The sequence below is a fragment of the Trueperaceae bacterium genome, from assembly GCA_023954415.1.
Taxonomy (GTDB): domain Bacteria; phylum Deinococcota; class Deinococci; order Deinococcales; family Trueperaceae; genus JAAYYF01.
Genome location: JAMLIB010000003.1, coordinates 155,748 through 182,571, shown reverse-complemented (window position 1 = coordinate 182,571; position 26,824 = coordinate 155,748). Strand labels below are relative to the sequence as shown.

23 protein-coding genes and 1 riboswitch are annotated in these 26,824 nt (G+C 68.9%); of the genes, 10 read left to right on the top strand and 13 right to left on the bottom strand.

Translation table 11 applies throughout. The features are described 5' to 3' along the window. Nucleotides 1–51: 51 nt before the first annotated feature. Nucleotides 52–762, top strand: a complete 711-nt coding sequence (locus tag M9914_04955) for an aldo/keto reductase (GenBank protein MCO5173522.1) — start codon at nucleotides 52–54, stop codon at nucleotides 760–762. Here the strand turns inward: M9914_04955 and M9914_04950 are convergent. After that, complete coding sequence (locus tag M9914_04950) at nucleotides 727–1,926, bottom strand: IS30 family transposase (protein MCO5173521.1); 1,200 nt, start codon at nucleotides 1,924–1,926, stop codon at nucleotides 727–729. The two genes, M9914_04955 and M9914_04950, sit on opposite strands and share 36 nt — an antisense overlap. Nucleotides 1,927–2,196: 270 nt before the next feature. Between M9914_04950 and M9914_04945 the strand changes: the two genes are divergently transcribed. Beyond that, a complete protein-coding gene (locus M9914_04945) occupies nucleotides 2,197–2,490 on the top strand; it encodes an aldo/keto reductase (protein ID MCO5173520.1) in 294 nt (97 codons plus the stop codon). An 84-nt stretch (nucleotides 2,491–2,574) separates the two neighbouring features. Here the strand turns inward: M9914_04945 and gdhA are convergent, their stop codons facing one another. The 6 genes from gdhA to M9914_04915 all read right to left on the bottom strand — a co-directional run bounded on the left by gdhA (nucleotide 2,575) and on the right by M9914_04915 (nucleotide 9,956). Continuing rightward, nucleotides 2,575–3,912, bottom strand: a complete 1,338-nt coding sequence (gene gdhA / locus M9914_04940; GenBank protein ID MCO5173519.1) for an NADP-specific glutamate dehydrogenase — start codon at nucleotides 3,910–3,912, stop codon at nucleotides 2,575–2,577. A gap of 509 nt (nucleotides 3,913–4,421) precedes the next feature. Further along, entirely contained in the window at nucleotides 4,422–5,222 is an 801-nt protein-coding gene (locus M9914_04935) for an ABC transporter ATP-binding protein (GenBank protein MCO5173518.1), read from the bottom strand. Beyond that, nucleotides 5,219–6,082, bottom strand: coding sequence for an ABC transporter ATP-binding protein (locus M9914_04930; GenBank protein MCO5173517.1), 864 nt, complete (start codon nucleotides 6,080–6,082; stop codon nucleotides 5,219–5,221). The genes M9914_04935 and M9914_04930 overlap by 4 nt, the downstream gene beginning before the upstream one ends. Then, nucleotides 6,079–7,521: a branched-chain amino acid ABC transporter permease gene (locus M9914_04925; GenBank protein ID MCO5173516.1), complete on the bottom strand. Its 1,443-nt coding sequence runs from the start codon at nucleotides 7,519–7,521 to the stop codon at nucleotides 6,079–6,081. The genes M9914_04930 and M9914_04925 overlap by 4 nt, the downstream gene beginning before the upstream one ends. Continuing rightward, entirely contained in the window at nucleotides 7,518–8,720 is a 1,203-nt protein-coding gene (locus M9914_04920) for a branched-chain amino acid ABC transporter permease (GenBank protein MCO5173515.1), read from the bottom strand. Before M9914_04920 ends, M9914_04925 begins: the two co-directional genes overlap by 4 nt. A gap of 96 nt (nucleotides 8,721–8,816) precedes the next feature. Then, the gene (locus tag M9914_04915) at nucleotides 8,817–9,956 is read right to left on the bottom strand and encodes an ABC transporter substrate-binding protein (GenBank protein ID MCO5173514.1); all 1,140 of its coding nucleotides are present in this window, start codon (nucleotides 9,954–9,956) and stop codon (nucleotides 8,817–8,819) included. A gap of 370 nt (nucleotides 9,957–10,326) precedes the next feature. Here M9914_04915 and menC point away from each other — a divergent pair, with 370 nt between their 5' ends. Next, nucleotides 10,327–11,433 (top strand): o-succinylbenzoate synthase, encoded by a 1,107-nt coding sequence (gene menC / locus M9914_04910; protein MCO5173513.1) that lies wholly within the window; start codon nucleotides 10,327–10,329, stop codon nucleotides 11,431–11,433. An 81-nt stretch (nucleotides 11,434–11,514) separates the two neighbouring features. On the opposite strand, the gene M9914_04905 is transcribed toward menC, so the two are convergent. Beyond that, nucleotides 11,515–12,663 (bottom strand): GNAT family N-acetyltransferase, encoded by a 1,149-nt coding sequence (locus M9914_04905; GenBank protein ID MCO5173512.1) that lies wholly within the window; start codon nucleotides 12,661–12,663, stop codon nucleotides 11,515–11,517. Between the two features lie 88 nt (nucleotides 12,664–12,751). Continuing rightward, nucleotides 12,752–14,335, bottom strand: a complete 1,584-nt coding sequence (locus M9914_04900) for a Na/Pi cotransporter family protein (GenBank protein ID MCO5173511.1) — start codon at nucleotides 14,333–14,335, stop codon at nucleotides 12,752–12,754. Nucleotides 14,336–14,701: 366 nt separating this feature from the next. Between M9914_04900 and M9914_04895 the strand changes: the two genes are divergently transcribed. Genes M9914_04895 through M9914_04875 form a run of 5 tightly spaced genes read left to right on the top strand, consistent with a single transcriptional unit; the run spans nucleotide 14,702 to nucleotide 19,375 of the window. Further along, on the top strand, nucleotides 14,702–15,901 hold the full coding sequence (locus M9914_04895; GenBank protein ID MCO5173510.1) for an ABC transporter substrate-binding protein: 1,200 nt from the start codon (nucleotides 14,702–14,704) through the stop codon (nucleotides 15,899–15,901). Nucleotides 15,902–15,945: 44 nt separating this feature from the next. Then, nucleotides 15,946–16,827: a branched-chain amino acid ABC transporter permease gene (locus tag M9914_04890; GenBank protein MCO5173509.1), complete on the top strand. Its 882-nt coding sequence runs from the start codon at nucleotides 15,946–15,948 to the stop codon at nucleotides 16,825–16,827. Further along, the gene (locus M9914_04885) at nucleotides 16,824–17,888 is read left to right on the top strand and encodes a branched-chain amino acid ABC transporter permease (GenBank protein ID MCO5173508.1); all 1,065 of its coding nucleotides are present in this window, start codon (nucleotides 16,824–16,826) and stop codon (nucleotides 17,886–17,888) included. Before M9914_04890 ends, M9914_04885 begins: the two co-directional genes overlap by 4 nt. Beyond that, nucleotides 17,866–18,588, top strand: a complete 723-nt coding sequence (locus M9914_04880) for an ABC transporter ATP-binding protein (protein ID MCO5173507.1) — start codon at nucleotides 17,866–17,868, stop codon at nucleotides 18,586–18,588. The genes M9914_04885 and M9914_04880 overlap by 23 nt, the downstream gene beginning before the upstream one ends. A gap of 19 nt (nucleotides 18,589–18,607) precedes the next feature. Next, on the top strand, nucleotides 18,608–19,375 hold the full coding sequence (locus M9914_04875) for an ABC transporter ATP-binding protein (protein ID MCO5173506.1): 768 nt from the start codon (nucleotides 18,608–18,610) through the stop codon (nucleotides 19,373–19,375). A gap of 185 nt (nucleotides 19,376–19,560) precedes the next feature. Here M9914_04875 and M9914_04870 read toward each other — a convergent pair whose 3' ends face one another. From M9914_04870 to M9914_04855, 4 genes are all read right to left on the bottom strand, one after another. Next, on the bottom strand, nucleotides 19,561–19,794 hold the full coding sequence (locus M9914_04870; protein MCO5173505.1) for an antibiotic biosynthesis monooxygenase: 234 nt from the start codon (nucleotides 19,792–19,794) through the stop codon (nucleotides 19,561–19,563). A 310-nt stretch (nucleotides 19,795–20,104) separates the two neighbouring features. Further along, on the bottom strand, nucleotides 20,105–21,199 hold the full coding sequence (locus M9914_04865) for a ribonucleotide-diphosphate reductase subunit beta (protein MCO5173504.1): 1,095 nt from the start codon (nucleotides 21,197–21,199) through the stop codon (nucleotides 20,105–20,107). Continuing rightward, entirely contained in the window at nucleotides 21,199–23,037 is a 1,839-nt protein-coding gene (locus M9914_04860) for a ribonucleoside-diphosphate reductase subunit alpha (GenBank protein ID MCO5173503.1), read from the bottom strand. The genes M9914_04865 and M9914_04860 overlap by 1 nt, the downstream gene beginning before the upstream one ends. Before the next feature lie 32 nt (nucleotides 23,038–23,069). Continuing rightward, nucleotides 23,070–23,215: riboswitch (cobalamin riboswitch) on the bottom strand. Between the two features lie 127 nt (nucleotides 23,216–23,342). Continuing rightward, the gene (locus M9914_04855) at nucleotides 23,343–24,008 is read right to left on the bottom strand and encodes a zinc metallopeptidase (GenBank protein ID MCO5173502.1); all 666 of its coding nucleotides are present in this window, start codon (nucleotides 24,006–24,008) and stop codon (nucleotides 23,343–23,345) included. Nucleotides 24,009–24,229: 221 nt separating this feature from the next. Between M9914_04855 and M9914_04850 the strand changes: the two genes are divergently transcribed. Together M9914_04850 and nosZ are read left to right on the top strand one after the other, a co-directional pair. Then, the gene (locus tag M9914_04850; GenBank protein MCO5173501.1) at nucleotides 24,230–24,679 is read left to right on the top strand and encodes a cytochrome c; all 450 of its coding nucleotides are present in this window, start codon (nucleotides 24,230–24,232) and stop codon (nucleotides 24,677–24,679) included. 49 nt (nucleotides 24,680–24,728) lie between these two features. Beyond that, complete coding sequence (nosZ, locus tag M9914_04845; protein ID MCO5173500.1) at nucleotides 24,729–26,684, top strand: Sec-dependent nitrous-oxide reductase; 1,956 nt, start codon at nucleotides 24,729–24,731, stop codon at nucleotides 26,682–26,684. Nucleotides 26,685–26,824: the final 140 nt, after the last annotated feature.

Genomic DNA, 26,824 nt, shown 5'->3' with positions numbered 1-26,824 from the left:
CTGGAGGGCGCCCAACGCCGCGCGCTCGGCCGGTATGCAACACTCGCTCCCATGGACACTCGCAAGATCGGCTCGCTCGACGTCTCGGTCGTCGGACTCGGTTGCAACAACTTCGGCCGCCGCCTGGACGAGGCCGCCACCAAGGGCGTGATCGATGGCGCCCTCGCTGCCGGCGTCACCTTCCTCGACACGGCCGACATCTATGGGGACGGCCTCAGCGAGACCTTCCTCGGCGGCGCGCTGCGGGGCAGGCGCGACGAGTTCGTGCTGGCCACGAAGTTCGGCATGGTGGCCAAGGAGGGCACGGGCATCGTCGGCGGGGCGCGCCCGGAGTACGTGCGCACGGCGCTCGAGGCGAGCCTGAGGCGGCTACACACCGACCGCGTCGACCTCTACCAGCTGCACCGTCCGGACCCGGACGTGCCCGTCGCCGACACGCTCGGCGCCCTCGCCGAGGCCGTGGAGGACGGGCTCGTACGCGAGATCGGGTGCTCCAACTTCACGGCCGCCCAGCTCGCCGAGGCCGAGTCGGCCGCGGCGCAGCACGGCTGGCCGCGCTTCGTCAGCGTGCAGAACGAGTACTCCATGCTGCACCGCGAGCCGGAGGCGGAGGTCCTACCGGCCTGCGCGCGGCTCGGCGTCGCCTTCCTGCCGTTCTTCCCGCTCTTCAGCGGCATCCTGACGGGCAAGTACCGCAAGGGTCGACCCATGCCCCAGGGTCTGAGTTCAATCGGTCGTTGCAACACCGTCTTGTTGGAGTGATTGTAGCTGCTCGTTGAATACCTCTGCAGGGGTTCTCCAGTTGAGGACTTTTCGGGGGCGGTTGTTCAGCGTGAAGGCCACGGCTTCCAGATCCTCCGCTGACCACCTCGATAGATCGGTGCCTTTGGGAAAGTACTGCCTTAGCAGCCCGTTGGTGTTCTCGTTCGTGGCCCTTTGCCAGGGTGAGTGCGGGTCGGCGAAGTACACCTTCGTGCCGGTGGCCAGGGTGAACTGGGCGTGCGCCGTTAGTTCCTTGCCGCGATCCCAGGTGAGCGTCTTACGGAGCTGATCGGGCAACTTCGTGATCGACGCGGTTAGGGCTGCGGTCATGGCGACCGCGCCGTAACCGCCTAGGGCGGGCCCGTTCTTCACCGCGGGCTTCTCACCCCAGCCTTCCAGCCGCGGTAGGTGCACCAACAGCGTGGACCGGCTCTTGCGCTCCACGAGGGTGCCGATGGCGGAGCGGCCCGTGCCGATGAGGAGGTCTCCCTCCCAATGCCCGGGAACGGCGCGATCAGATGCTTCCGCTGGCCGCTCGGAGATCACCACATCCGCAGTGATATGCCCCTGCGGCCTGTTGCGTGATCGTTCTCGCGGTCGCCGTAACGCTCGCCCGGCGCGCAGGCACGCGACCAGCTCCCGCTTGAGCGCGCCGCGACCCTCGATGAACAGGGCTTGGTAGATCGCCTCGTGACTGATCCGCATGGTCTCATCATCAGGGAAATCGAGCTTCAACCGTTGAGAGATCTGCTCCGGGCTCCACGAGAGTGACCAGCGCCGGTCAGCCCGATGCGGCTTGTTCAACCCCTTCCACGCTGGCGGTGTGGGTCCGGCAACGCTCGTGCCATCAGGCCGACGAACAGCCCCACTGAGCCGGTCTTGCACGTACTCCCGCAACCGGGTGTTGACCGCGAGCTTCGCTACCTTGGGGCGCTTGGCGGCCTGCTGCGCCTTCCACTGAGCCACCAGCGCCCGATACTCGGGCTTCCCGGCGCGGGTCGCGGAGTTACGGCGCACCTCCCGTGAGATGGTGCTGGCGTCACGCCCGATACGGCGGGCGATCTCACGAATACCCACATCCTGTGCGCGTAACAGCGCGATCTCCTCACGCTCAGCGAAAGACAGGTAACGCTTCGAGGGCTCAACCAGGCTCAACGGCGGCATGCCACCAGCATGCCGGAACCAGCGCACCGCTACCGGCGATGACACGCCTACCGCCGCCGCCGCCTCGACCGTCGTGATCCCCGACGCGATCAGGCGCCAGAACTCACGCTGCACCGCACGCGACGGCTCCGGCCGACCCGGTGACCGCATCGGCGGCCGTAAAGCCCGATCCGCCGCCCACTGGCGCCGCGCCCCAACCGGAACCTCAGGCACCTGCTTCCTCGACTGGCCCATCTAGCACCTCCACAACCGAGGTGTTGCGACGACCACTTGAATCCGCCGGGCACGCGCGTCACCGGCACGCAGCGTTGGGAGCAGCACCTCACGCCCGAGCTGTTCGACCTGATCGAGGAGCTGGTCGCGTTCTCCGCCGAGCGCGGCAAGGAGCTAGTCGACCTGGCGTTCGCTTGGCTCCTGGCCGACCAGAACGTCGCGAGCGTGATCGCCGGCGCCACGAGCGCGGCCCAGGTCGAGCGCAACGCCCGGACGGCGGCGTGGCGGCTCTCCGGCACCGAGCGTGAGGCCGTAGACGCGCTGCTGAGCGCCCACGGCTTCACGCCCTGACGCGCACTCCCTGACGCGGCGGGCGGGGCGGCCGCTGCCGCTCTTCACGCCGCCGCCCGCCGAGCCTGACCAGCCGCGTCGCCCTCAGATCACCCCGAGGGTGCGCATGGCCACGGCGACCTTGCGGAAGCCGGCGATGTTGGCGCCAACGACGTAGTTGCCCGGCACGCCGAACTCGGCGGCCGTCTCGTAGCACAGGGTGTGGATGTCGCGCATGATCTCGCTCAGACGCTCGTCCGTGTAGGCGAACGTCCAGGCGTCGCGGCTCGCGTTCTGCTGCATCTCCAATGCGGAGGTGGCCACGCCGCCGGCGTTCGCCGCCTTACCCGGACCGAACGCGACGCCCGCCTCGATGAAGGTCTCGACGGCCGTCGGGGTGCACGGCATGTTGGCGCCCTCGCCGACGGCGACGACGCCGTTCGCGACGAGCCGTTGCGCGTCACGGCCGTTCAGCTCGTTCTGAGTGGCGGAGGGGAACGCCAGGTCGCACGAGATGTCCCAGATGTTGCCGCCGCCCCGATACTCGGCCTTCGGGTGAAGCTCGACGTACTCGGCGATGCGCCGCCGCTGCACTTCCTTGAGGCGCTTGACCGTGTCGAGCTTGATGCCGTCCTGGTCATACACGACGCCGTTCGAGTCGGAGCACGCCACGACCTTGGCGCCGAGCTGCTGGAGCTTCTGGATCGTATAGATCGCGACGTTGCCGGCCCCTGACACGACGCACGTCTTGCCAGCGAGCGCGTCACCGCGCGCCGCCAACATCTGCTCGACGAAGTAGACGCAGCCGTAACCCGTCGCCTCCGTGCGCACGAGGGCACCGCCGATGGCCAACCCCTTGCCCGTCAGCACGCCGGACTCGTACCTGTTGGTGATCCGCTTGTACTGACCGAACAGGTAGCCGATCTCGCGGCCGCCGACGCCGATGTCGCCGGCCGGCACGTCCGTGTACTCGCCCAGGTGCCGGTACAGCTCGGTCATGAAGCTCTGACAGAAGCGCATGACCTCGGCGTCGGACCGCCCCTTGGGATCGAAGTCCGAGCCCCCCTTGCCGCCGCCGATCGGCAGGCCCGTGAGGGCGTTCTTGAAGAGCTGCTCGAAGGCGAGGAACTTCATTACGCCGAGGTTGACGCTCGGGTGGAAGCGGAGCCCACCCTTGTACGGCCCGAGGGCGCTGTTGAACTCGATGCGGAAGCCGCGATTGACGTGCACGTTGCCGGCGTCGTCGGTCCACGGCACGCGGAAGATGAGCTGGCGCTCCGGCTCGACGAGGCGCTCGATGAGCCGCTGCTGCAGCAGCTCCGGCTGTTTGGCGATCAGCGGGTCCAGGCTTGCGAGGACTTCTTCCGCGGCTTGGAGGAACTCACCCTCTCCGGGGTTGCGGCGTTTGACGATGTCTAGGATCTCGCTGAGCGCTTCCGTCATGACTGTGGCGGCCTCCTGGGATCCGGGGGCCGCGCGCGACCGAGTACGGGCCGCCGGATAGGGGCAGAATGTACCACCTCGGCACGAAGCCTGCTCAATATCACGGCGCGCGGCGCGTTGTATCGACCGCACCCGCACGGGAGTACACAGCCCCGCATGGCGCGCGGCCCCATGAAGCCTTCCCGGTTTGGGGCACCCCGCTCCTCTAGAGACACCCCGAGACACCTAGAGACACCCACACCCCTTCAGGCACCCTCTGCTCTGAACGAAAGTTAACGCCTAAACTTCGTTACCGACCTCGGTAGACGAAGGTTGACGCTCAACTTTGGTTCGCACCCATGTGGTCCGTGAGGACCTTTGGTGGTCCTGCCCTTACGGTAGCCCTACCCTTGCGGTAGCCCTACCCTCGTGGCGGCCCTGTCCTCGTGGTGGCCCAGCCCTTGTGGACTTGCCCCCGGCACCAGGCCCCTCGCCTACAGGCCCGGAAAGCTTCTGACCGCCGCGGAACGTCAAGTCTCGCCGAGGTACGCCCGCTTCATCCCCTCGTTGGCGAGCAGCTCGTCCGCCGGACCCGAGAGCACGACCTCGCCCGTCTGCAGCACGTAGCCGCGGTCGGCGATGGCGAGCGCGACGTTGGCGTTCTGCTCGACCACGAACACGCTGATGCCGCGCGAGTTGACCTGCTTGATGATCTCGAAGATCCGCTCGACGAAGAGCGGCGCGAGGCCCATGCTCGGCTCGTCCATGAGGATGAGCTTCGGACGGCTCATGAGCGCGCGGCCCATGGCCAGCATCTGTTGCTCGCCACCGGACATGGTGCCGCCCAGTTGGCCGAGGCGCTCGCCTAGGCGCGGGAAGAGCTCCAGGACGTAGGCGAGGTCCTCGTCGAACTCGGCACCGGACTTGCGTAGGTAGGCGCCCATCTCGAGGTTCTCGCGCACGGTCATCTTCGGGAAGATGCGCCGGTTCTCCGGCACGACGGCCATCCCACGGGCGATGCGCTCCGAGGTCGGCAGTCCGTCGGCCCGCTCGCCACGGAACCAGAGCTCGCCCTGGCTGACGCCGACGATCCCGAGGACGGTCTTGAGCGTCGTGCTCTTGCCGGACGCGTTCCCACCGAGGAGGCACACCATCTCGCCCGGGTAGATGACCATGTTCACGTCGCGCAGCACCCTGATGGGCCCGTAATGCGTCGTGACGCCCTTCAACTCGAGGAGCGGCTCGCGTCCACCGACCGTGGCGGCGCCCGGATGGGACGCGTTCGGCGCAAGCCCGCCCGAAGCTGCGGTTCCGAGACCGGCGTCCGTCATGAGCGCGCCTCGCCATCGGAAGCGGAGCCAGGCTCGTCGGCGACGAGCCCGTCGGCCGCCCGCGCCCTGGCCACCGCGCTCGTCTTGTCGGAGCGCTTGCCGAGGTACGCCTCGATGACGGCCGGGTCGTTGACGACGTCGGCGTAGGCTCCTTCCGCCAGCTTGCGGCCGTAGTCGAGGACTATCACGCGGTCGCTGATGTCCTTGACGAGGTTCATCTTGTGCTCCACCAGGAGGATCGTGTAACCGCCCTCGTCGCGCATTCGCCGGATGATCTCCGTGATCTCGCGCGTCTCCTTCGGGTTCATGCCTGCGCTCGGCTCGTCGAGGAGGAGGAGCTTGGCGCCCGTCGCCATCGCGCGCGCCATCTCCGTGCGACGGCGGTTGGCGTAGGAGAGGACCTCGACGCTCTGGTGCAGCCGGAAGCCCATCAAGCGCGGGCCGAAGAAGGAGAGCTTCTCCAGCGCCACCTCGTGCATGCGGCGCTCCTGTGCGAGGTAACCGGGGGTCCTGAGCACCGACGAGACCCAGGTCGAGCGCAGCTTGTGGTGCTGAGGGATGAGCACGTTCTCGAGCACGGTCAGGTTGGTGAAGAGCCGCAGGTTCTGGAACGTCCGCGCCACGCCGCGGTCGACGATCGCGTTCGGGCGCAGGCCCTTCAGGCTGCCGCCCTCGAAGAGGATGTCGCCAGAGTCCGGCGTGTACACGCCGGTGATGAGATTGAAGACGGTCGTCTTCCCCGCCCCGTTCGGCCCGATGACGCTGACGATCTCGCCCTCGGCGAGCTCGAACGACAGGTCCGTTATGGCCTGGAGCCCGCCGAACGACTTGTTGACGCCGGCCAGCTCGAGCATACTCATGCGTCCACCCCGTCGTCCTCGCGCGCGGCACCGGCACGACCGCTCAGCGCTGGGTTGGACAGCCAGGCGTCCTGGGCGCGCTCCTCCTCGGTGGGCTCGTCCAGCCGCTCCCTGAACAGCCATGCCCACGAGAACTCGCGTCTTCCCATGATGCCGACCGGGCGCAAGATCATGATCGCCATGAGCAGCAGCGCGAGCGTTATGGCCCGCATGCCGAAGCCCTGCCACGTCGCCTGCAGGACGGGCATCCCCTTGCCGAGGAGCCCGACGAGCACGGCGGCCGCTCCCAAGGCGGACGGCACGTAGACGACCGGTCCGAGGCTCGGCTTGATCCGCCTGACGCGCCGGAGCACGAGCGCCAAGGCCGCTACCGCGAGGAGCACGAGCCCTGCGGCTACGGCCCAGGTGGAGAGCGGGTACGTCTGCTCGAGCGGGTCGCCGTACTGCCTCACCCACACGACGAGCGCCGTGCCCAGGAGCACACCCGTGATGGAGCCCGTCCCACCGACGCTGATGGCGACGAGGAAGTAGAAGGTCAGGAAGAAGAGGAAGAGGTCGAGGCGCGCCGTGCCGACCCAACTGACCCAGAGGCCGCCCGCCACGCCGGCGAAGAACGCCGAGATGGCGAAGGCGAGCACCTTGTGGTAAGCGGTGTTGACGCCCATCGCCTCGCTCGCGATCTCGTCCTCCCTGATGCCCTGGAGCGCGCGCCCGTACGACGAGTACTTGAGGCGCGCCATGACGAAGACGGTGATGGCCAGGAAGCCGAACGTCCACCAGACGCTCTTGCCGATGTCGGAAGGCACGCCCGCGAAGCCGAGAGCCCCGTTCGTGAACGACGACATCATGGGCGTCGAGGCGAGGAGCCGGACGGCCTCGCCGAACGCGAACGTGACTATGGCCAAGTAGTCGCCTCGCAGGCGCAGCGACGGGAACCCGACGACGACCCCGAACAGCGCGGCCATGAGGCCGCCGATGAGGACGGCCACGAGGAAGCGCGCCCAGAGCGTCTCGGGGGTGGTGAGCGAGTCGAGCCCGAGGGCGCGGAACCAGTTCTCGACCGACAGGCCCATCGCGAAGTCCGAGAGCTCGCTGCGTGCGCTGCGAGCCAGGTTGTCGCGCGTGGCGGCCGGAAGGACGAGTAGGCCGGTGACGTAACCGCCGATGAGCATGAAGCCGTGGTGACCGAGGGACAGGATGCCCGTGACGCCGTTGACGAGGTTGAGGCTCACGGTGGCGATGCCCCAGATGGCGAAGAGCGCGAAGACCTGTTTGAGCTTCACGCTGGCGCCGCCGTCCACCAGCAGCAGCACGACGAGCAGGACGGCCAGCCCCGCCAGCGTCAGGAGCGAGTTGCGCACCCGGTGCGCAAGGTAATGGGGCCGGTAGGCGCGAGCGCCCGCGCCGTTCCCACCCGCGCGGTCGGGTCCGGCGCTCATACCTTCTCCGACAGGTCCTCGCCCACGATGCCGCTAGGCCGGACGAGGAGGATGACGATCATGGCGAGGAACGCGAACGTGTCCTTGTACTCGGTGATGCCGGAGAAGTACTCGGTGCGCGGGAAGAGCGCAGTGAGGAAGTTCTCGAGGAACCCTAGCAGCACGCCCCCGACGACCGCGCCCGGCAGGCTGCCGATGCCGCCGATGACGGCGGCCGCGAACGCCTTGATCCCCGGCAGGATGCCGAAGATGGCGGGCTGGTTGATGCTCCCGAACGTCATGCCCCAGAGCACGCCCGCGGCGGCCGCGAGCATGGAGCCGAGGAGGAAGGTCGTGGCGATCACGCGATCGACGTTGACGCCCATCATGCGGGCCGTCTCGGCGTCCTGCGCGGTGGCGCGCATGGCCTTGCCGAGGCGCGTGCGCGTGACGAACAGGGTGAGCGCCACCACGAGCACGGCGGTCACGACCGGGACGAGCACGATCATCCACGAGGTGAAGAGGGGCTCGCCGAACACCTGGAACTGCAGCGGGCCGGTGAAGAACGAGGCGGGCCTGAAGGGCGTCTGCCGGTTGGAGAACGCCAGGATGCCGAAGTTCTGGAGGAAGAACGAGACCGCGATGGCCGTGATGAGCATGGAGTTGCGCGGGGCGCCGCGCAAGGGTCGGTACGCCACGCGGTCGATGGTCATGCCGAGCACCCCCGTGACGAACATGGAGGCGACCATGGCCCAGAACCAGCCGAGCTGCGTGGAGGCCAACGCGAACGCCACCACGGCGAACACGACGAGCGCGCCCGCGAGCACGATGGGATCGCGGGTGTTGCCGCGCCAGAAGTTGAGGAACTGCAAGACCCCGAACGCGATGGCGGCCGCCACGAGGAGCGCGACCGGCCAGGAGAACGGTGTGCGGCTGAACAAGAAATAGGCGGCGAACGCCCCGACCATGAAGACCTCGCCGTGGGCGAAGTTGATCAGTCGGATGATGCCGTAGACCATGGTGTAGCCAAGCGCGATGAGCGCGTAGAGGCTACCGAGCTGTAGGGAGCGGACGACGGCCCCGGCGAAGAAAGCCGCGTTGAAGGCCTCGTTGACCCCATGAAGATAGAGCATGCGCCACGTGATCAGCCCGAGGCCGCCGAGGACGACGAGCCAGGGGGCCCACGGGCGGCGTCTGGGTACTAGTGCGCTTGCGGCCAAACTACTCTCCGTCCTCGCAAGAGACCGCTCTTATGGCCGGTCCGGTGGGGGACCAAGCGACCCCCACCGAACCGGCCACGTGCGTGAGCGCAGCGCTTACTCGAGCGAGATGCCCTTCAGGACGGCCTTGGTCCAGGAGTCGCCGGAGAACTGGTAGGCGTAGAGACCCATGACGCGGTTGGCCGGCGTGCCGTCGGTGCCGACGTACGTGATGTCGCCGGAGACGCCGGGGAAGTCCTTGAGGCTCGCCAGCGCGTCGCGGATGGCGGCGCGGTCGGTGCTGCCGGCGTCGGTGATGGCCTGGACGAGCACCTTGTAGGCGTCGGCACCGGAGAGGGTGAAGCCCGTGAAGTGATCGAGCGTGTAGCTCTTCTCGAACGCCGTGCGGAACTCGGCCGCGCGCTCGGCGGCGGCCCCAGTGAGGACTTCCGGCTCGCCGAAGGACGTGAAGGTGAAGCCGTCGAACGCCGCGCCGCCGCCATCGGGGCACTGCGTGTCGTCGGAGGCGTCGCCGCCGAGGATGGACTGCGTGAAGCCCTGCTGGCGGAGCTGCGGGACGAGCGAGGCGGCCTCGGCGCAGAAGCCCGTGTAGTAGATGAAGTCGGGGTTGAAGGAGCGCAGGTTGTTGATCTGAGCCGAGAAGTCGACCGTGTTCGCCGTGTAGTCGAGGACGGTGGTCCTGCCGCCCAAGGCCTCGTAGGCGTCCTTGAAGAAGCCGGAGAGACCGACGGAGTAGTCGTCGTCCTGCTGGCGGAAGATCGCGACGCTCGCAGCACCGGCGTCGTTACGCGCGTACTGCGCCGCCACGGCGCCCTGGAACTGGTCGGTGTACGGGATGCGGAAGATGTAGTCGCCGACCTGCGTGGTGGCGGGGTTGGTCGAGCCGGTCGAGACCATGACGACACCGGCAGGCTGCAACACGCCGGCCGCCGGGATGGAGTGGCTGGAGGAGTACGACCCGATGACGGCCACGACCCCCTCGTCCACGAACCGGTTGGCGCACGCCACCGAGCCTTCCGGCGTGGAAGCGTTGTCGCAGATGGACAGCTCGACGGTCGCGCCGTTGACGGTCGGCTGCTGCTCGTTCGCGACGCGCACGCCGTAGAGCGTGTCGTTACCCGTGACGGCCATGCGGCCGGACAGTTCGAGGAACACCCCGATCTTGATCGTTCCCTGGGCCAGTGCGAGCCCGCCCAGTGCCAGCGCGAGCGCGAGCGTTACGGCTATACGCCTCATACGGTTACGTCCTCTCTCACGACCGGAGCCGTGGACGTGAGGCGCGCTGCCTAGCCGATCGCGCGGCATGCGCCGCCATCACGCGTTGCTTTGTACGTCGCTGCACTATATACGGGGTCCCCGGAGAGGTGTCAACGCTCATCGCACCTCGGCCATTGGCGTAGGCAGTTACCGTGCCGGACGCGATATCTCGACGCCTCACGCCGCGACCCGCCTAGCGGCCATCGGCCCTATCATCGGCGCCGGGCGACCACGGCGCGAGGCGTGCGCGAGGCGCGTGGCATGATTCGCCCATGGAAGACGGCCGCGCCCGACCGCGGCCGAGCACTCACGGCGGGTGTCTCCGCCCGTATGGAAGGTTGCCTAACCCATGAGGATCGACCGCATCGAACTCCGCGAGGTCGCCATGCGCCTCAAGTTCCCCTTCCGCACGTCGTTCGGAGTGGAGCAGGACAGGCGTGTCCTGCTCGTGTCCGTGTTCTCCGGCGGTCTCGAGGGGGTGTCGGAGTGCACGGCGGGGGAGTTCCCCGGCTACTCGTACGAGACCGTCGACACGGCCTGGCACGTGATCGAGAGCTTCGTCGCGCCGCTGCTGCTCGGCAAGAACTACGACTCCGCCGCCGAGCTCCTGCACGAGCTCCGCTACGTCCGCGGCCACAACATGGCGGTGGCGGCGGTCGAGATGGCCTTCTGGGACCTGCAGGCGCGCGCGCTCGGCGTGCCCCTATGGCAGCTCCTCGGCGGGCGCCTCCGTCCGATAGCCGTCGGCATCTCGCTCGGCATCCAGGACAGCGTCGAGGAGACGGTCGAGCTCGCGCGGCACAACGCGGCGCTCGGCTACCGGCGCATCAAGCTCAAGATCGCACCCGGCTGGGACGTCGAGCCCGTGGCCGCCGTGCGGGCCGCGCTGCCCGACATCGAGCTCACCGTCGACGCCAACAGCGCCTACCGCCTGACGGACGCGCCGCGCCTGCGGGAGCTCGACGAGTTCGGCCTGGCGTACATCGAGCAACCCCTCGCCTTCGACGACCTGATCGACCATGCCGGGCTGCAAGCGCAGCTGGACACGGCCATCTGCCTCGACGAGAGCATCCACTCGCCGGACGACGCGCGCAAGGGCCTCGCCATCGGCGCCGGTCGCGTCATCAACGTCAAGACCGGCCGCGTGCGCGGCCATCTGGCGGCGCGCATGGTGCACGACGTCGCCAAGGCGTTCGGCGCGCCCGTCTGGTGCGGCGGCATGCTCGAGAGCGGCGTCGGCAGGGCGCACTGCCTGCATATCAGCACGCTGGAGGGCTTCACCCTGCCGGGCGACACGTCGAGCGCCAGCCGCTACTGGAACGAGGACATCGTGGAGGAGCCGCTCGAAGCCGAGAACGGCGTGCAGAGCGTGCCGACCGGGCCGGGCACGGGCGTGACGCTGAAGCGTGGCCTGGTGGAGCGCCTCACGACCCGCCACCAAGCGCTGGCCGGCTGAGCGCCTGCCTCAAGCTTCTCGGCGCTGCCGGAGTTCGCGCCGCGCCTACCCGCCGCGCCGGGAACCACGCCTTGCCTAGGCCTACGCCTCCGGCGGGTGCCTGGCCACCCACTCGTCTCGCAGCAGGCTGTAGACGGCGCAGTCGCGGTGGGCGTCCCGGTTGTGGATGAAGCGCCGCAGCACGCCCTCGAACGCGAACCCCAGCCGCTCGGCCACGGCGCGGCTGCGCAGGTTGTCGACGTCGGCCCTGATCTCCATGCGCTCGAACGGTCGGCCGCCGCAGGCCGGCGACTCGAAACAGCGCGCGAGGACCGCGTTGACGCTCCTGGTGACGATGCCGTTGCCGTACCGCGCCGCGTCCAGCCAGTAGCCGATCTCGCCGCGCCGCAGGTCCGTGGCCACGTGGTGCACGCCCACCATGCCGACGAGCCGCCCGCGCTCGAGCACGCCCGCCTCGAAGCCATCGCCCTTCGCGATGGCCGGCAGCACGCGGCCGGTGATGAACCCCTTCAGCGCCTCCGGGGAGAGGTCCGCGGCCCACGGCATCCACTGCTGCAGCTCCCGCGCGTTGCGCTGGGCCAGCTCCGTCAGCCTCGCCGCGTCCGGCAGCTCCAGGACCACCAGCTCGAGTTCCTCGTCGACCGGCAGCGTGAAGCGCGCGTACGCCGCCGCCGCATCGCCCCCGTCTTCCCTCGCGAGCCCGTAGAACGCCTGGTCGACCGGCTCGCCGGTGACGGAGATGGACGAGCGCCGCATCACGGCCTCGAGGTCGAAGCCGAGCCGCTCGGCAACGCGGCGCGAGCGCACGTTGTCCGTCGCCGTGACGAGGCTGACGTGGCCGACCTCGAAGCCGTCGAAGAGGTAGCGCAGCACGCCGCTCATCGCGCGGGTGACGAGCCCGCGTCCCTCGTGCGCGGCGGCGATCCAGTAGCCGACCTCGCTGCTGCCCCCGGCCTCCGAGCGGCGGTGCAGCCGGATGACGCCGACCGGCTCGCCCCGCTCGCAGAGGTCGGCTTCCCAACCCGCGCCCGCTACGAACAGCTCGAGGGAGGCGGCCGTCAGTTTCGCCGCGTCCTCGGGCCGCAACGGGGCGAAGACGGGCAGCCACCGCTCGAGATGGGGCCGGTTGGCTTCCAACATGGCCCGGTACTCGGGCGCGTGATGCGGCTCGCGTAGCCGCAGGGCCAGACCGTCGCCTAGGTCGAGCGAGAAGGCGTGCGGGGGGCGCATGGTTCCTTCCGAACCCCGCGGAGAGGCTTCCGAAACGTGCTCGGAAGGGCGCGCAGCACTCTGCGAAGCGGCCGGCGGGCGGGGATCGTCAACGTCCGACATGTTCCTCCATCTCCGCCGCCCAGCCGGCGACGCGGGTGACGCTGGCGTCCAGGTCGCGCATGAGCGTCAGGACCTCGAGGTGGTGGGAACTCGACGCGCGCGACTCGGGCAGCTGCGCCTCCAACCGCGCCAAGTGCGCGACGCGCATGGTGGCGATGTGCTCCTCGAGGGCGTGCCGCCCGGCGATGACGTTCCGCGCCATACCCTTGTCGCCCGTCGCCAGGGCCGTGAACGCGTTGCGCATGCGCGTGAGGACGCGCTCGCCAGTGGCGGCCAGCTCGGAGCGGCCCTCCTTGCTGAACTCGACGCCCTCGCTCTTGAGCTTCTCCTCGCGCCTGGCGAGACGCCTGATCTGGTCGCCCATGTGCTCGAGCTCCGTAGCGGTGAGGAGCAGCCGTTCCGAGATCGGGTCCTCGCCGTTCGCCCTGCGGATGCGGGCGACGTAGTCGACGACCCTGAACGTGAGGCGGTCGACCTTCAGCTCCCTGGCGGCGATGGGGCCCGGGTCCCACCGGCCGCTCGCCAGGTACTCCATGGCCCGCTCGGTCATCACGACCACCTGGTCGCTGATGCGCACGGTCTCGCGCCTCGCGAGGGCGAGGCCGAGCTGGGGGTCGGAGACGGCCTCGGCCCGCAAGTACTTGGGCGCCGAGTCGTCGTCCGTCATGGGGACGAGCTTGGCACTCAAGGGGGCGAGCAGGCGGCAGAACACGGTGCCGAAGAGCGCGACGGCCAGGTTGAAGAGCGTGTGGGCGTTGGCGACCTCGCGGGCCCCGCCCCCGCCAATGGCCCTGAGCAGGTCGGTCGCTGGTCCGAGGAAGAGGACGACGGCCACGGCGCCGAACACGAGGACCAGCATCTGCATGAGGCCGGCGCGCTGCGCGTTCGAGTCGAAGCTGCGGGACACCATGAGGGGGAGGACGCCCGCGCCGGCGTTGCCGCCGACCACGAGGGCGAGGGCCGTCTCGAGGGAGACGGCGCCGGCCACGTGCAGGCCGAGCGCCACGGCCGTGGCGGCGTTGGAGCTCGACAGCATCGTGCCGAGCGCGCCGCCGAGGGCGAGGACGGCGAGGGGCTGCTGCTCGGCCGCCCGGACGAGGACGTTGAAGACCTCGCTGGAGCTCAGGCCCGAGACCGACTGGACCGTGAGCTCAAGGCCGAAGAAGAGCAAGCCCGTGCCGAGCAGGAACTCGCCGACGGCCTTGCCCCTGCGCCACAGCGCGAGGACGTAGCCGACGCCGATCATGGGCAGGGCGTAGTCGGAGAGGTGGAAAGCCGCCAACTGCATGGCGAGCGTGGCGCCGAGCTTGGCGCCCATGAGCATGACTATCCCCTCGCGCACGGCCACGAAGCCGCTGCCGAGCAGGCCGAGGATGGTCACGGAGATGGACGTGCCGCTCTGCGTCGCCGCGGCCACCGCCGTGCCCGTCAGCAGCGCCATGACGGGTGACCTGGTCGCCAACGCCAGCCAGCGGCGCGACGCCGGGCCGATGGCCTCCTGCAGCGCGGCCGAGATCCGGTACGTGCCCGTCAGCAGGAGCGCCAGGCCGCCGAGCATGGTCAGCAGCACGCCGACCACCTCACCGGCTCGAGCCGCCCCGTGCCGAGGCCGGGCACCAACGCCTCGCGGCCGCACGACCCGCCGCGCTCGGCCCGCCGCTTTGACGCCGCGGGCAGCTGCCGGGCGCGGGCTGCCCGGCGCGGGGATCGGTCTCGGTCTTGGGTAGTGACTTGGCGAAGCTTCAAAGGGCCTGACATCCCGTCCTGGAGATGGATGAGCAGTCTACACCCCGTGGCGTGGCCGGGCCGCGGCACCGGCGCCGCGGTTCGTGCAACGCCGGGTGTGTACGGGCATCCGTCACGTTCGCCGCCACTACCGGCACCGTCGGCTGCTAACTTGGGGCGACAAGCAATCTGCAGCACCACTGGAGGAAGCATGAAGCGAGTCTTCGTTGCCCTGTTCGTAGCCTGCTTGGCGCTGGTGAGCGCGGCGGCCACCGCCCAGGAGACCGTGAAGATAGGCGTCATAACGAGCCTCACGGGCCGGTTCGCGGAGTTCGGCGAGCAGCACAAGGCCGGCATCCAGGCCGCCCTCGAGGACGTCAACGCCGCCGGTGGGGTGAACGGCGCCGCCGTCGAGGTCGTGTTCGAGGACGACATCTCGGAGGTCAACGCCGCGCTCACGGCCGGTGAGAAGCTCGTCGACCAGGGCCTGCCGCTCGTGATGGGCGCGTACTCCTCGGGCATCACCAACCCGCTGGCCCAGTACTTCACGCGCCAGCAGCGGCCGTTCCTCGTGTTCACGTCCTCCGACGACGCCATCACGCGGCCCGGCTCCGACTGGATATTCCGCATCAACCAGCCTTCCTACGCCTACGCCCAGGTGCTGTTCGACGTCTTCGACGCCATCAACGCCGAGCGCGGCGCCGGGACCCTCAAGACCGTGGTGACCGTGCACGGCAACGGCGCGTTCGAGAGCGCGGTGGCCGACGCGGTCGACCTGATCGCCGCCGAGCGCGGCTACACGGTGCTCCAGCGCCAGGACTACGACCAGGCGGGCGCCGACTTCCGGCCCATCCTCAACCGCTTCAAGACCTTGAACCCGGACATCTTGTTCATGGTGTCGTACGCGGCGGACTCCGTCGCCCTCATGCGCCAGGTGCAGGAAGTCGGCCTCGACGCCAAGGTGTTCGCGGGTGGCGCGGCCGGCTTCGCGCTCCCCGGCTTCATCGAGGGCTCGGGCCCGGCCGCCGACTACGTGTTCACGGCCACGATGTGGACGAAGGACGTGCCGTACCCGGGCGCGCAGGACCTCAACGCCCGCCTGAGCGCCATCCTGGGCCGCACGCCCTCGTACCACGCCGCCCAGGCGTACGCCGCGGTCATCACGGCCGTCGACGTGTTGAAGCGCGCCGCCTCCTTCGCGCCGGCGGACGTGCGCGCCGCGCTCCTCGCCACGAACATGCCTGACACGGTCTACGGCCCCATCCGGTTCGAGGACTACCAGGGCTACAAGAACCAGGCCCCGCTGCCCGCCGTGGCCGAGCAAGTCGTGAACGGCGACTTCGTGACCGTGTACGTGAACGGTCAGGTCGTGGGGGACCTGCTCGAGACCCCGTCTTGGAACGCGCGCTGACGCGCTAGCTTGCCTAACCTCGCCTCAGGACGGAGCCAGTGACCATGGAGTGGCTGGCTCCGTTCCTACAGAACCTCAGCGGCGGCCTGTTGATCGGCGGCATCTACGCCCTCATCGGCGTAGGGTTGTCGCTCATCTTCGGGGTCATGCGCATCATCAACTTCGCGCACGGCGAGTTCGTGGCCGTCGGGATGTACACGGCCATCGTGCTCTTCCAACGCCTCGGCATGGACCCCTACGTCGCGCTGCTCGTGGCCGCGCCGCTGGGCTTCGTCCTCGGGGCCGCGCTGCAGCGCGTCGTCCTGCACCGCCTGATCGACGCGCCGGCAGACAGCACGCTCCTGGCCACGCTCGGCCTGGCCCTCGTCCTCTCCAACGTGCTGTTCCTGATCTTCGGCGCCGAGCCGAAGTCGATCTACCTGCCGTACGCCACCGCCACCGTGACGCTCGGCGGGGTGCGGCTGCCGGTGGCGCAGCTGATAGCGGGCGCCATAACCCTCGTCGTGATCGTGGGCCTCTGGCTGATCCTGACGCGCACCGAGATCGGGCGGGTGGTGCGCGCGACGGCGCAGAACCGCCTCGGCGCCGAGCTCGTCGGGATCGACACGCCGCGCATCCACGCGCTCGTCTTCGGGATCGGCATGGCCCTCGCCATGTGCGCAGGCGTCATCCTCGCGCCGCTCCTCTTCGCCGTGCCCACCGTCGGCTCCAGCTACACGCTCAAGGCGTTCGTCGTCACCGTGCTCGGCGGCCTCGGCAGCGTGCCGGGCGCCATCGGCGGCGGCCTGCTGCTCGGCGTCGTCGAGTTCCTCGGGGCGTCCTACCTCTCCTCCGGCTACCGTGACGCCTACGGGCTCTTCGCCTTCCTCCTCATCCTGCTGCTGAGGCCGGAGGGGCTCTTCGGGCGCACGGTGAAGCGCGTATGACGAGCACGCCCGACAGGGCGCCGGACGCCGGCGCGGGTCCGCCTCCTGCCTCGCCGCCGTCGGCACCCGGGCCGGCTCCGCGAGCATCGGCGCCCTGGCTCGAGCGCGGCGCGGCGCCGTGGCTGGGGCTGGCCGCCGTGGCCGCGGCGGGCGCCGCCTGGTACGTCGTCTTCCCGAGCTCCCTCTCGTTGGGCATCGGCCTCCTCCTGCTCGCCGGCTGGGCGAGCGCCTGGGACCTGCTGGGCGGCTGGACCGGCCAGACGAGCCTCGGCCACGCCGCATTCGTCGGCCTCGGCGCCTACGTCGTCGGCGTCACCGCCACGAAGTACGGCCTCGCGCCGTGGTGGAGCGCGCTCATAGCGATGGTGCTCGCCGCCGTCCTCGCGCTCCTCTGGGGGCGCATCACGTTCGGCCTGCGCGGCTCCTACTTCGTCCTCTCCAGCATCGCCGTCGCGGAGATCCTGAGGCTCGTCGCGATCAACGAGCGCAAGCTGACCGGCGGCGCCATCGGGCTGTTCATCTTCGACCTCGACAGGCCGTTCGGGCTCGACCTGTTCAGCCGCCGCACCGAGTTCTGGTTGGCCCTCGGCTACCTGGTGCTCGTGCTCGCGACGACGCTGCTCGTCACGCGCGGCAGGCTCGGCTACCAGATGCGGGCCGTGCGCGAGGACGAGGCGTCCGCCCAGGCGGCGGGCATCAACCCCGTCTCGGTGAAGTCGCTGGCCTTCATGCTGTCGGCGGCGCTCACGGCCCTCGGCGGCTGCATCTACGGCATCTTCCTCTCGGCGCTGCAGCCGCAGCCGCTGTTCGAGCTGCACTTGAGCGTGCGCATCGCGTTGGTCGCGATCATCGGCGGGCGCGGCACGCTCTTCGGGCCGCTCATCGGCGCCGCCATGCTCACACTGGCAGGCGAGCTGTTCCGCAACGCGTTCGCGGAGGCCAACCTGCTCATCTACGGGCTGCTCATCGTGATCGTCGTGCTCTTCGTGCCGCGCGGCCTCATGGGCGAGCTGCGCAGGCGCGCGGTGAGGAGGCGGTATGCCAAGAGCGCTGGAGGCTGAGCGCATCACCGTCCAGTTCGGCGGCCTCGTGGCCGTCAACGACGTGTCGCTCGCGCTCGACGCCGGGCAGATCGTCGGCCTCATCGGCCCCAACGGCGCCGGCAAGTCGACGCTGTTCAACGCCCTGACGGGCTACGCCAAGGCCAGACGCGGGACGGTGAAGCTGTTCGGCGCGAACGTCGAGCGCCTGCCGCCCTACGCGAGGGCGCGCCGCGGCATGGGCCGCACGTTCCAGATCGAGCGCCCCTTCGAGGGCCTCACCGTGCTCGAGAACGTGCTCATCCCCGCCTTCCTCCGCCACGCCAACCGCGCGGAGGCCGAGGCGGCCGCCATGCACGCCCTCGAGCTCGTGGGGCTGAGCGACCGCGCCGTCCAACCCTCGAGCGACCTCAACCTGGCCAGGCGCCGCCGCCTGGAGCTCGCCAAGGCGTTGGCCGTGCAGCCGCGCGTCCTGTTCCTCGACGAGTTGATGGCCGGCCTCAACCCGCCGGCCCTCAAGGAGATGATCGGCTTCGTGCGCTCGCTCGCGGACTCCGGCATCGCGATCGTCATGGTGGAGCACATCATGCAGGCGGTGACCGAGCTATGCGAGGAGGTCATCGTGCTCGCGTTCGGCGAGAAGATCGCGCACGGGGCGCCCCAGCAGGTCATGAACGACCCGCGCGTCGTCGAGGCGTACCTGGGAGGCGCGGATGAGTGAGTCGCCGCCGGGGGCTCCGATGAGTGAGCCTGGCGCCCCGAGCCGGCTCGAGACGCCGGCCGCCGAACCGCGGCAGCGGCGCGTGCTCGACGTAGTGGACGCCGACCTGGGCTACGGCGAGCTCCAGGTCGTCTTCGGCGTCTCGCTCCACGTGAACGCCGGCGAGCTCGTCGGGTTGGTCGGCGGCAACGGCAGCGGGAAGTCGACCATCCTCCGCGCCGTCTCCGGCATGATCAAGCCGCGCGGCGGGAAGGTCTTCCTTGGCGGCGAGGACGTCACCGGCCTCAAGCCCCACGACCTGGCGTTGCGCGGGCTAGCGCACGTCCCGATGGGCCGCCAGCTCTTCGGCGACATGACCGTCGAGGAGAACCTCTCGCTTGGCGCCTACCTCCCGCCCGCCCGCGCGCGGCGTGCCGAGGGGTTCGAGCGCGTCTACCGGCTCTTCCCCGACCTGCAGGCCAAGCGCCGCGCCGCCGCCGGCTCGCTCTCCGGCGGCCAGCAGCAGATGGTCGCCATCGGCCGCGCCCTGATGCTCCACCCGAAGGTCCTGATCATGGACGAGCCCAGCCTCGGCCTGGCGCCGCTCCTCGTGCGCGAGGTCATGCACGTCATCCGCAGCGTCGCCGACACGGGCATGCCCATCCTGCTCGTCGAGCAGAACGTCACGCAGGTCCTTAGGATCAGCGAGCGGGCATACGTGTTGGAGAACGGCCGGCTGGCGCTCGAGGGGCCGTCGGCGCAGCTACGCGGCGATCCCATGATCAGGCGGGCTTACCTGGGGCTGTAGGCCGTGGTTCGGCGCCATGGCTTGGTGACGCCGTGGCTTGGTCGCCGTGGTCTGGTGGGCGGATCGGCGCGGTCCCTACGTGCCTGCCTACGCGAAGCACGTTCCGCGCTTCGTTGACGGCAGCACTGCGGGACCGCGCCGATCCGCCCACCTCGACACGCAGTGGCAGAGTCTCTGGTAAGGATTCAACTCTCGGCTCGGTCTGTCTCCTCAACCACATAGCGACGCTCGATCCTGGAGGTCATACGCCCCCATTCGCTTGCCGCGACCCGTTCTTGATGAACGGCAAACGCGGCGGCGTCTATGAACCGTTCTTCCACTTGCCAGATGAACGGGTCCTCAGTCTGCTTCACCTCGAACCAGAGGCAGCCCGGCTCCGCGCGCGTGAGCGAGGCATGGGGTGGCAGGTACTCGATCACGGTCGCCACCTCGTCGACGTGCTTGCAAACCAGCTGTCCAGTTAGGCGAACCTGCGGCATCGCTCCTCCGAGCTGAAATCAACGGCCATCAATGAGCACTTCCAAGTTTACTTCGCTGACCCCAGGCCAGCAGTAAGCGCTTGCCCTCCAACGTCGCCAGCGGCAACCACGCGGCCAAGAACTGTCGAGGTGGGTGGGCGTCGGTGGTCGCGCGGAGTGCTGCCGTGCACGCAGTGCTCGGCAGGCATGCAGTGCGGCCACCGACGCCCACCCACCAGACCCCGCGACGCCCCCACGGTCCAGGACACGCCTAGAACAGGTCGTCGCTGGTGATCGACTTGGCCTTCTTCGTGTAGGTCGTTGGACGCTTGTGAAAGAAGTCGTAATGCTTGCCGGCCACGACCTCCTCGTCGAACCAGCGCGTCTGAGCCACGAGCGCCGCGTCCGGCTCGAACAACGGTGCCATGTCGATGGCGGCGAGGGAATCGTCGAAGCGCTGCTCGACGTAGGCGTCGACCACGGCGCGCGGGAGGAAGTCGAGCTCGCCGGCCTCGAAGATCCAGTCGAGGATGCCGCGCTCGGCCTCACGCGCGGCCAGGCAGGCGGCGCGCACGCGCTCCGTGAAGGCGGCGTCGAACCAGTCCGGGTTCTCCTCGCGCAACGTCCGCACCACCTGGTAGCCGAAGAGGCCGTGGATCTGCTCCTCCTTGCTGGTGGCCTCGACGATGTTCGCGATGCCCTTGAAGAGGTTCCGCTGGCGGTTGAAGCTCTTCATGATCAGGAACTGCCCGAAGAGGCTGACGTGCTCGACGAACGCGCTGAAGAGCAGGAGGGTGAGGGCGTCCTCGCGGTCCGTCGCCGTCCTGTCGGGCGGCCGCGGCCCCAGGTGCTCGTTCAGGAACAGCACCCGCTGGTAGATCGCCGGGATCTCGCGGATGCGCTCGAACTCCTGGTTGAGCCCGAGGACCTCGAGGAGGTGGGCGTAGGCGTCCTGGTGGCGCACCTCGCTCTCCGCGAACGTGTAGCCCACCGCGCCGACCTCCGGCTTGGGGTAGCGCTTGTAGAGGTCGCCCCAGAACGTCTTGACGGCGACCTCGACCTGCGCGATGGCGAGCATGGCGTTCTTGATGGCGCTGCGCTCCGCGTCGCTGACGCGCGCGCGGAAGTCGTGCACGTCGTCGGTGAGGTTGTACTCCGTGTGGAGCCAGTACGAGTGCCGGATGGCGTCGCGGTAGGCGAGGAGCTCCGGGTACTCGGCCGGGCGGAGGTTGAGGCGCGGCGTCGTGAGGCGGCGGTCCGTGGTGGCCCCCCCGGAGACGCCGGAAGGGGCAAGCCGCATGGCGGCGGCCGGCGCGGGGTCGGCGATCGGCGCGGAGTCTGTGATCCGCGCAGAGTCGCCGGCCATCAGGCTTCACACACGGAGCAGGTCAGGAGCTCGCGGTTGAACTCCTGCGCCGCGTTCATGCTGTGCTGGTAGTACAGGCTCTTGAGGCCGCGCCGCCACGCCTCGAGGTGCAGGGCGTTCAGGTCCTTGGTCGGGGTGGCCGGGTGCACCATCAGGTTGAGCGACTGCCCCTGGTCGATGAACTCCTGCCGCTGCCCGGCCTGCACGATCAGGTCGAGTTGGCTGACCTCGGAGAAGGTGGCGAACACGCTCTTCTCCTCGCTCGAGAGGAAGTCGAGGTGCTGGACGCTGCCGTCGTGCTCGAGGATGCTGCGCCACACCTCGGGGGTGTCACGGTCCACTTCCGCCAACAGCTCGGCGAGCGCGGGGTTGCGGAAGGTCGTGACGGCCTTGGCGAGGTCGCGCACGTAGTAGTTCGACTTGAGCGGCTCGATCGACTGCGACGCCTGCCCGAGGATGAACGAGCTGGACGTGGTCGGGGCGATGGCCATGAGGGTGGCGTTGCGCCGCCCGTAGCCCGCGAGCAGCTCGGGCTCGCCGTAGCGGCGCGCCAGCTCCCGCGAGGCTGAGTCCGCTGCCTCGCGGACGGTCTTGAACACGCGCCTGTTCAGGCCGGCGGCAGTCAGGCTCCCGAGCGACACGAGGCGCGACTGGAGGTAGCTGTGCCAGCCGAGCACGCCGAGGCCGAGCGCCCGGTGGCGCGTGGCGAAGCGCCGCGCCCTCTCCAGGTACGGGATGCCCTCGGACTTCTCGATGAAGTCGGTCATGACGGCGTCTAGGAAGTAGACGAGGGTCTCGACTGCGTCCGTGCCCGTCCATTCGTCGAAGTGCAGCAGGTTCATGCTCGAGAGGCAGCAGACGAACGACTCGTCCTCGCTCACCGGCAGGCTGATCTCGCTGCAAAGGTTACTCGAGCGGATGGGCAGGCCGCGGTCGCGGTAGACGTCGGCCGCGCCGCGATCGGCGTTGCCCGTGAAGAGCACGTACGGCAGCCCGACCTCGGAGCGCTGCTGCAACACGCGCGCCCACAGCTCGCGCTTGTCGCGGTCGCCGTTGACCATGCTCTCGAGCCACTCGTCGCTCACCGTCACGGCGAAGAAGAGGTTCTGGATGGGGTTGCCGTCGCCGCGGATCTCGAGGAACTCGCGCGCGTCCGGGTGCTCGATGGGGAGGTAGGCGGCGAAGGAGCCGCGGCGCGTGGCGCCCTGCTTGGTCACGTCGATGAGGGTGTCGAAGAGGCGCATGAAGTTGACCGCCCCCTCTGACTGGCCGTTGTCGCGGATGGGGCTGCCGCGGCCGCGGAGGTCACCGAAGTACGCGCTCGTGCCGCCGCCGTACTTGCTCATCATCCCGACCTCGGCGGCCGCGCTCAGGATGCCCGCCATGCTGTCGGGCACGTAGCTCCCGAAGCAGGAGATGGGCAGCCCGCGGTTCAGGCCGAAGTTGGCCCACACGGGCGAGGCGAGGGAGTACCAGCCGCGGCTCAGGTAGTCGAGGAACCTCTCGGCGAAGCCGTGCATGCCGGGCAGCAACTGCTCCGCGCGCTCCGCGATCTGGCGTAACCGGGCTTCGGGCGTCGTGCCCGGTAGAAGGTAGCCGTTGGCGAGGAAAGCGCGGCTCTCGTCGTTCAGCCAGGCGAACGGGGCGCGCGGCGGCCGGGCGGGGCGCGGTGAGCGCCGCAGGATGTCCTGGGCGGGGGTCGGTCGGGCCGGGTCACCGGCGAACCGTGCCGGCTGGGGACCGAGACCCGTGGAACCCTCGCGCCCGCCGCGCACGGTGCGTGGCGGCAACGCTGCCGTGATCGAGATGTCGTGGACCTTATCGGTCGGCTGGAACACGCTGCACCGCTCTCCGCCCTTCCATCGAGGGCCAGGGGAATGGACCGTGCAGCGGGTATCCGGGCTCCGCGCCACCCACGATCAGGGCGGGAAGCGCGTTACCGTTGCGGGACAGCGCTGGACTTTCACCAGCTTCCCCCGCCGCCCCGTCCGGGGCGCCCTCTCGGGGCGAGAGGGTACGCGGTCACGTACTACGCTCGGTAGGACGTGAGGGGAAGGATACAACTTCTGGTACGCCGTGGGTGTGGGGCTGGGCACGGAGCCCATGACGGCGGGCGGGCTCCGACCAGGCCGCTACCGCCCGCTCAATCCCTGTTCCCCATGAACATGGAGATGTAGTACAGCAAGTACATGACGGACCCGGCGGCCGCGGCGACGTAGGTGAGCGCGGCGGCGTTGAGGACCTGCTTCGTGCCCGCGACCTCGCCGCTGGTGGCGATGCCGAGGCGCTCGAGCTGCTGGCCGGCGCGGCGGCTCGCGTCGTACTCGACGGGCAGGGTGACGAGCTGGAACAGGACGGCCAGGCCGAACAGGACGATGCCGAGCTGGATCAGCCCGAAGGCGCCCAGCATGGCGCCGAGGATGATGACCCAGGGCGCGAAGCGCGCGCCGATGTTGGCGGCAGGGACGAGGGCCGTGCGCACCCGGAGGGGCGCGTACGCCATGGCGTGCTGGATGGCGTGCCCGACCTCGTGCGCCGACACGGCGTGCGAGGCCACGCTGGCCCCGCGGTAGTTGACGGCCGAGAGGCGCACGACCTTCTGGGCGGGGTCGTAATGGTCGGTCAGTTGACCGGGGACTTCCTCGATGCGTACGTCAGACAAGCCGTTGGAGTCGAGGATGACGCGGGCGGTCTGCGCTCCGGTCAGGCCTGAGGCCGCCTGGACCCCCTGCCAGCGGCCGTACGTGTTGCGCAAGTACAACTGAACCAGGATCGAGGCGCCGAGCGTCGCGATGAAGATCAGCCACATGCCAGTAATCTCCTTCTTCTAGCGCCGTGCCGCGAGTGCATGCAGGCGCTGGTCTTTCGAGATTACACGGCCAGGTCAGGCGAACGCACCTTGGGGGCGACGCCGACGCCGAACCTGGACGGGGTCTAAAGTCCCTAGGTCCTCCACCTCACCGCTCTCTAATCTGGACGCAGATGTCCAGGATGGATCGTCTATCAGATTGCCCACATGGAGGTACCCGGATGCTCGGAGATAAGCCTCGCGTCGCCGGCTCAAGGTCGTTGATCGTGCTGGCGGCGGGTCTCGCGTTACTGGCCGCCGCGGCGTTCGCGCAACAGGGCGGCGAGCTGCCCAAGGGGATCGGCCCCATCCAAGAGCTGGCGCTGCCGGAGACCGTCGACGACGCGCTGGCCGCGGAGGGGCAGGCGACCTTCACGGCCTTCTGCTCCGCCTGCCACAAGTTCGGCGAGCGCTACGTCGGCCCCGACCTCGCCGGGGTCACGCAGCGGCGCGCGCCCGAGTGGATCATGAACATGGTCCTCAACACCAACGAGATGATCTTCAACGACGACACGGCGTACGAGCTCCTGGCCGAGTACATGACGCCGATGGCACAGCTGCCCCTCACCGAAGAGCAGGTACGCGGGATCCTCGAGTACTTCCGCCAGGTCGACGCCGGCTTGGGGTCGTGAGCTCGGGGGTTGGCGACCGGCGCAAGCAAGTAGAAAAGGGAGTGAAAGCATGAAGCAACGGAAGCTGGTCCTAGTCTTGCTGGGCTTCGCGGTGCTGGCCGCCGGCCTGGTACTCGCCCAAGGCGCGCGGAACCAGGCCCGCATGGCCAACGACGCCGCCAACCGCACGTTCGTGCCGCCCGGCGAGCACGACGAGTTCTACGGCTTCTTCTCGGGCGGCTTCAACGGGCAGCTCAGCGTCGTGGGCCTGCCGTCCGGCCGCACCATCAAGAACATCCCCGTCTTCTCGCAGTACGGCGAGAACGGCTACGGGTACTCCGAGGAGACGAAGGCCCTCTTCAACACCTCGCACGGGCCCGTCTACTGGGACGACTCCCACCACCCCGAGCTCTCCATGACGAACGGCGTGCCCGACGGTCGCTGGATCTTCATCAACGGCAACAACACGCCGAGGATCGCGCGCATCGACCTCTCGACCTTCGAGACCGTCGAGATCATCGAGATCCCCAACGTCGCGGGCAACCACCCCTCGCCCTTCACGACCATGAACAGCGAGTACGTCGTCGCCGGCACGCGCTTTAGCGTCCCCGTTCCGCAGCGCGACATGCCCATCTCCGAGTACAAGGACAACTTCAAGGGCATGCTCACGTTCGTGTCGGTCGACAAGGCGAGCGGCGAGATGGCCGTGGCCTTCCAGGTCATGATGCCCGGCTTCGACTACGACCTCGCGCACTGCGGCAAGGGCCCGTCGGCCGACTGGTGCTTCTTCACCTCCTACAACAGCGAGCAGGCGCACACCCTGCTCGAGGTCAACGCCTCGCAGAACGACAAGGACTTCGTCGCGGCCGTGAACTGGCGCCGCGCCGAGCAGTGCGTCGCAGAGGGCAAGACCAGCCAGCTCCCCTCCTACTACGCCCACAACGTCGTCAACGAGGCCACCCACACGGCCGAGACGACGTGGCACGAGTCCGTCACCGTCCTCCAGCCGGAAGAGTGCGAAGGCCTCGTCTATTTCCTCCCGACGCCGAAGTCGCCGCACGGCGTCGACGTCGACCCGACCGGTCAGTTCATCGTGACGGGCGGCAAGCTCTCCGCCACCATCGCCGTCCACGGCTTCAGCAACATGCTGCAGGCCATCGCCGACCAGAAGATCGAGGGCTACTCCTACGGCGTGCCCGTCCTCGACTTCGACGCTACCGTCGCTGGCCAGGTCGAGCGCGCCTGCCTCGGGCCGCTGCACAACGAGTTCGACAGCAAGGGCAACGTCTACACGAGCTGCTTCATCACCTCCGAGATCATCAAGTGGGACACGAAGAAGTTCGAGGTCAGCGACCGCATCCCCGTCTACTACTCCATCGGCCACTTGATGATCCCTGGCGGCGACAGCATGCAGCCCTGGGACAAGTACGTCGTCGCGCTCAACAAGATCACGAAGGACCGCTACCTGCCCACCGGCCCTGAGCTCACCCAGTCCGCTCAGCTCATCGACATCAGCGGCAACACCATGCAGATGCTGCTCGACTTCCCGACCCTCGGTGAGCCGCACTACGCCCAGGCCATCCCCGCCAACCTCGTCGCGCCCAACAGCAAGCTGATCTACGACCTGGCGGCCAACGAGCACCCGTACGTCGTCAAGAACGAGGGCGAGACCAAGGTCGTGCGCGACGGCACCGACGTCCACGTGTACATGAGCTCCATCCGCTCGCACTTCGCCCCTGACAACATCGAGGGCGTCAAGGTCGGCGACACCGTCTACTGGCACGTCACCAACCTCGAGCAGGACTGGGACGTCCCGCACGGCTTCGCGGTGCAGGGCATGCAGGACGCCAACATCCTCATCAAGCCCGGCCAGACCCTGACCGTCACCTGGAAGCCGACCAAGCCTGGCGTCTACCCCTTCTACTGCACGGACTTCTGCTCGGCCCTCCACCAGGAGATGCAGGGCTACGTGCGCGTCTCGCCGGCCGACGCCGACATCCCGCTCAGCTGGAGCGTAGGCCTCTAGACCCTTCCTCACGGCCCGCGCGCCTCTCTTTCGCGCGGGCCGTCTCTCGAACCGTCCGGCCGCCATCCTGGGCAGATCGGCCGGGCACCAACCGGGGCCTCGTCGGCGCAAGCCCGAGGCCCCGGGACTCTCAAGAAAGG

Coding starts and splice junctions, on each gene's coding strand:
- gdhA (MCO5173519.1), bottom strand. CDS start 3,912: ATGACGGAAGCGCTCAGCGAGATCCTAGACATCGTCAAACGCCGCAAC.
- M9914_04895 (MCO5173510.1), top strand. CDS start 14,702: ATGAAGCGAGTCTTCGTTGCCCTGTTCGTAGCCTGCTTGGCGCTGGTG.
- M9914_04925 (MCO5173516.1), bottom strand. CDS start 7,521: ATGAGCGCCGGACCCGACCGCGCGGGTGGGAACGGCGCGGGCGCTCGC.
- M9914_04855 (MCO5173502.1), bottom strand. CDS start 24,008: ATGTGGCTGATCTTCATCGCGACGCTCGGCGCCTCGATCCTGGTTCAG.
- M9914_04875 (MCO5173506.1), top strand. CDS start 18,608: ATGAGTGAGCCTGGCGCCCCGAGCCGGCTCGAGACGCCGGCCGCCGAA.
- M9914_04905 (MCO5173512.1), bottom strand. CDS start 12,663: ATGCGCCCCCCGCACGCCTTCTCGCTCGACCTAGGCGACGGTCTGGCC.
- M9914_04935 (MCO5173518.1), bottom strand. CDS start 5,222: ATGACGGACGCCGGTCTCGGAACCGCAGCTTCGGGCGGGCTTGCGCCG.
- M9914_04890 (MCO5173509.1), top strand. CDS start 15,946: ATGGAGTGGCTGGCTCCGTTCCTACAGAACCTCAGCGGCGGCCTGTTG.
- M9914_04955 (MCO5173522.1), top strand. CDS start 52: ATGGACACTCGCAAGATCGGCTCGCTCGACGTCTCGGTCGTCGGACTC.
- M9914_04880 (MCO5173507.1), top strand. CDS start 17,866: ATGCCAAGAGCGCTGGAGGCTGAGCGCATCACCGTCCAGTTCGGCGGC.
- M9914_04850 (MCO5173501.1), top strand. CDS start 24,230: ATGCTCGGAGATAAGCCTCGCGTCGCCGGCTCAAGGTCGTTGATCGTG.
- menC (MCO5173513.1), top strand. CDS start 10,327: ATGAGGATCGACCGCATCGAACTCCGCGAGGTCGCCATGCGCCTCAAG.
- M9914_04950 (MCO5173521.1), bottom strand. CDS start 1,926: ATGCCGCCGTTGAGCCTGGTTGAGCCCTCGAAGCGTTACCTGTCTTTC.
- M9914_04915 (MCO5173514.1), bottom strand. CDS start 9,956: ATGAGGCGTATAGCCGTAACGCTCGCGCTCGCGCTGGCACTGGGCGGG.
- M9914_04930 (MCO5173517.1), bottom strand. CDS start 6,082: ATGAGTATGCTCGAGCTGGCCGGCGTCAACAAGTCGTTCGGCGGGCTC.
- M9914_04865 (MCO5173504.1), bottom strand. CDS start 21,199: ATGGCCGGCGACTCTGCGCGGATCACAGACTCCGCGCCGATCGCCGAC.
- nosZ (MCO5173500.1), top strand. CDS start 24,729: ATGAAGCAACGGAAGCTGGTCCTAGTCTTGCTGGGCTTCGCGGTGCTG.
- M9914_04885 (MCO5173508.1), top strand. CDS start 16,824: ATGACGAGCACGCCCGACAGGGCGCCGGACGCCGGCGCGGGTCCGCCT.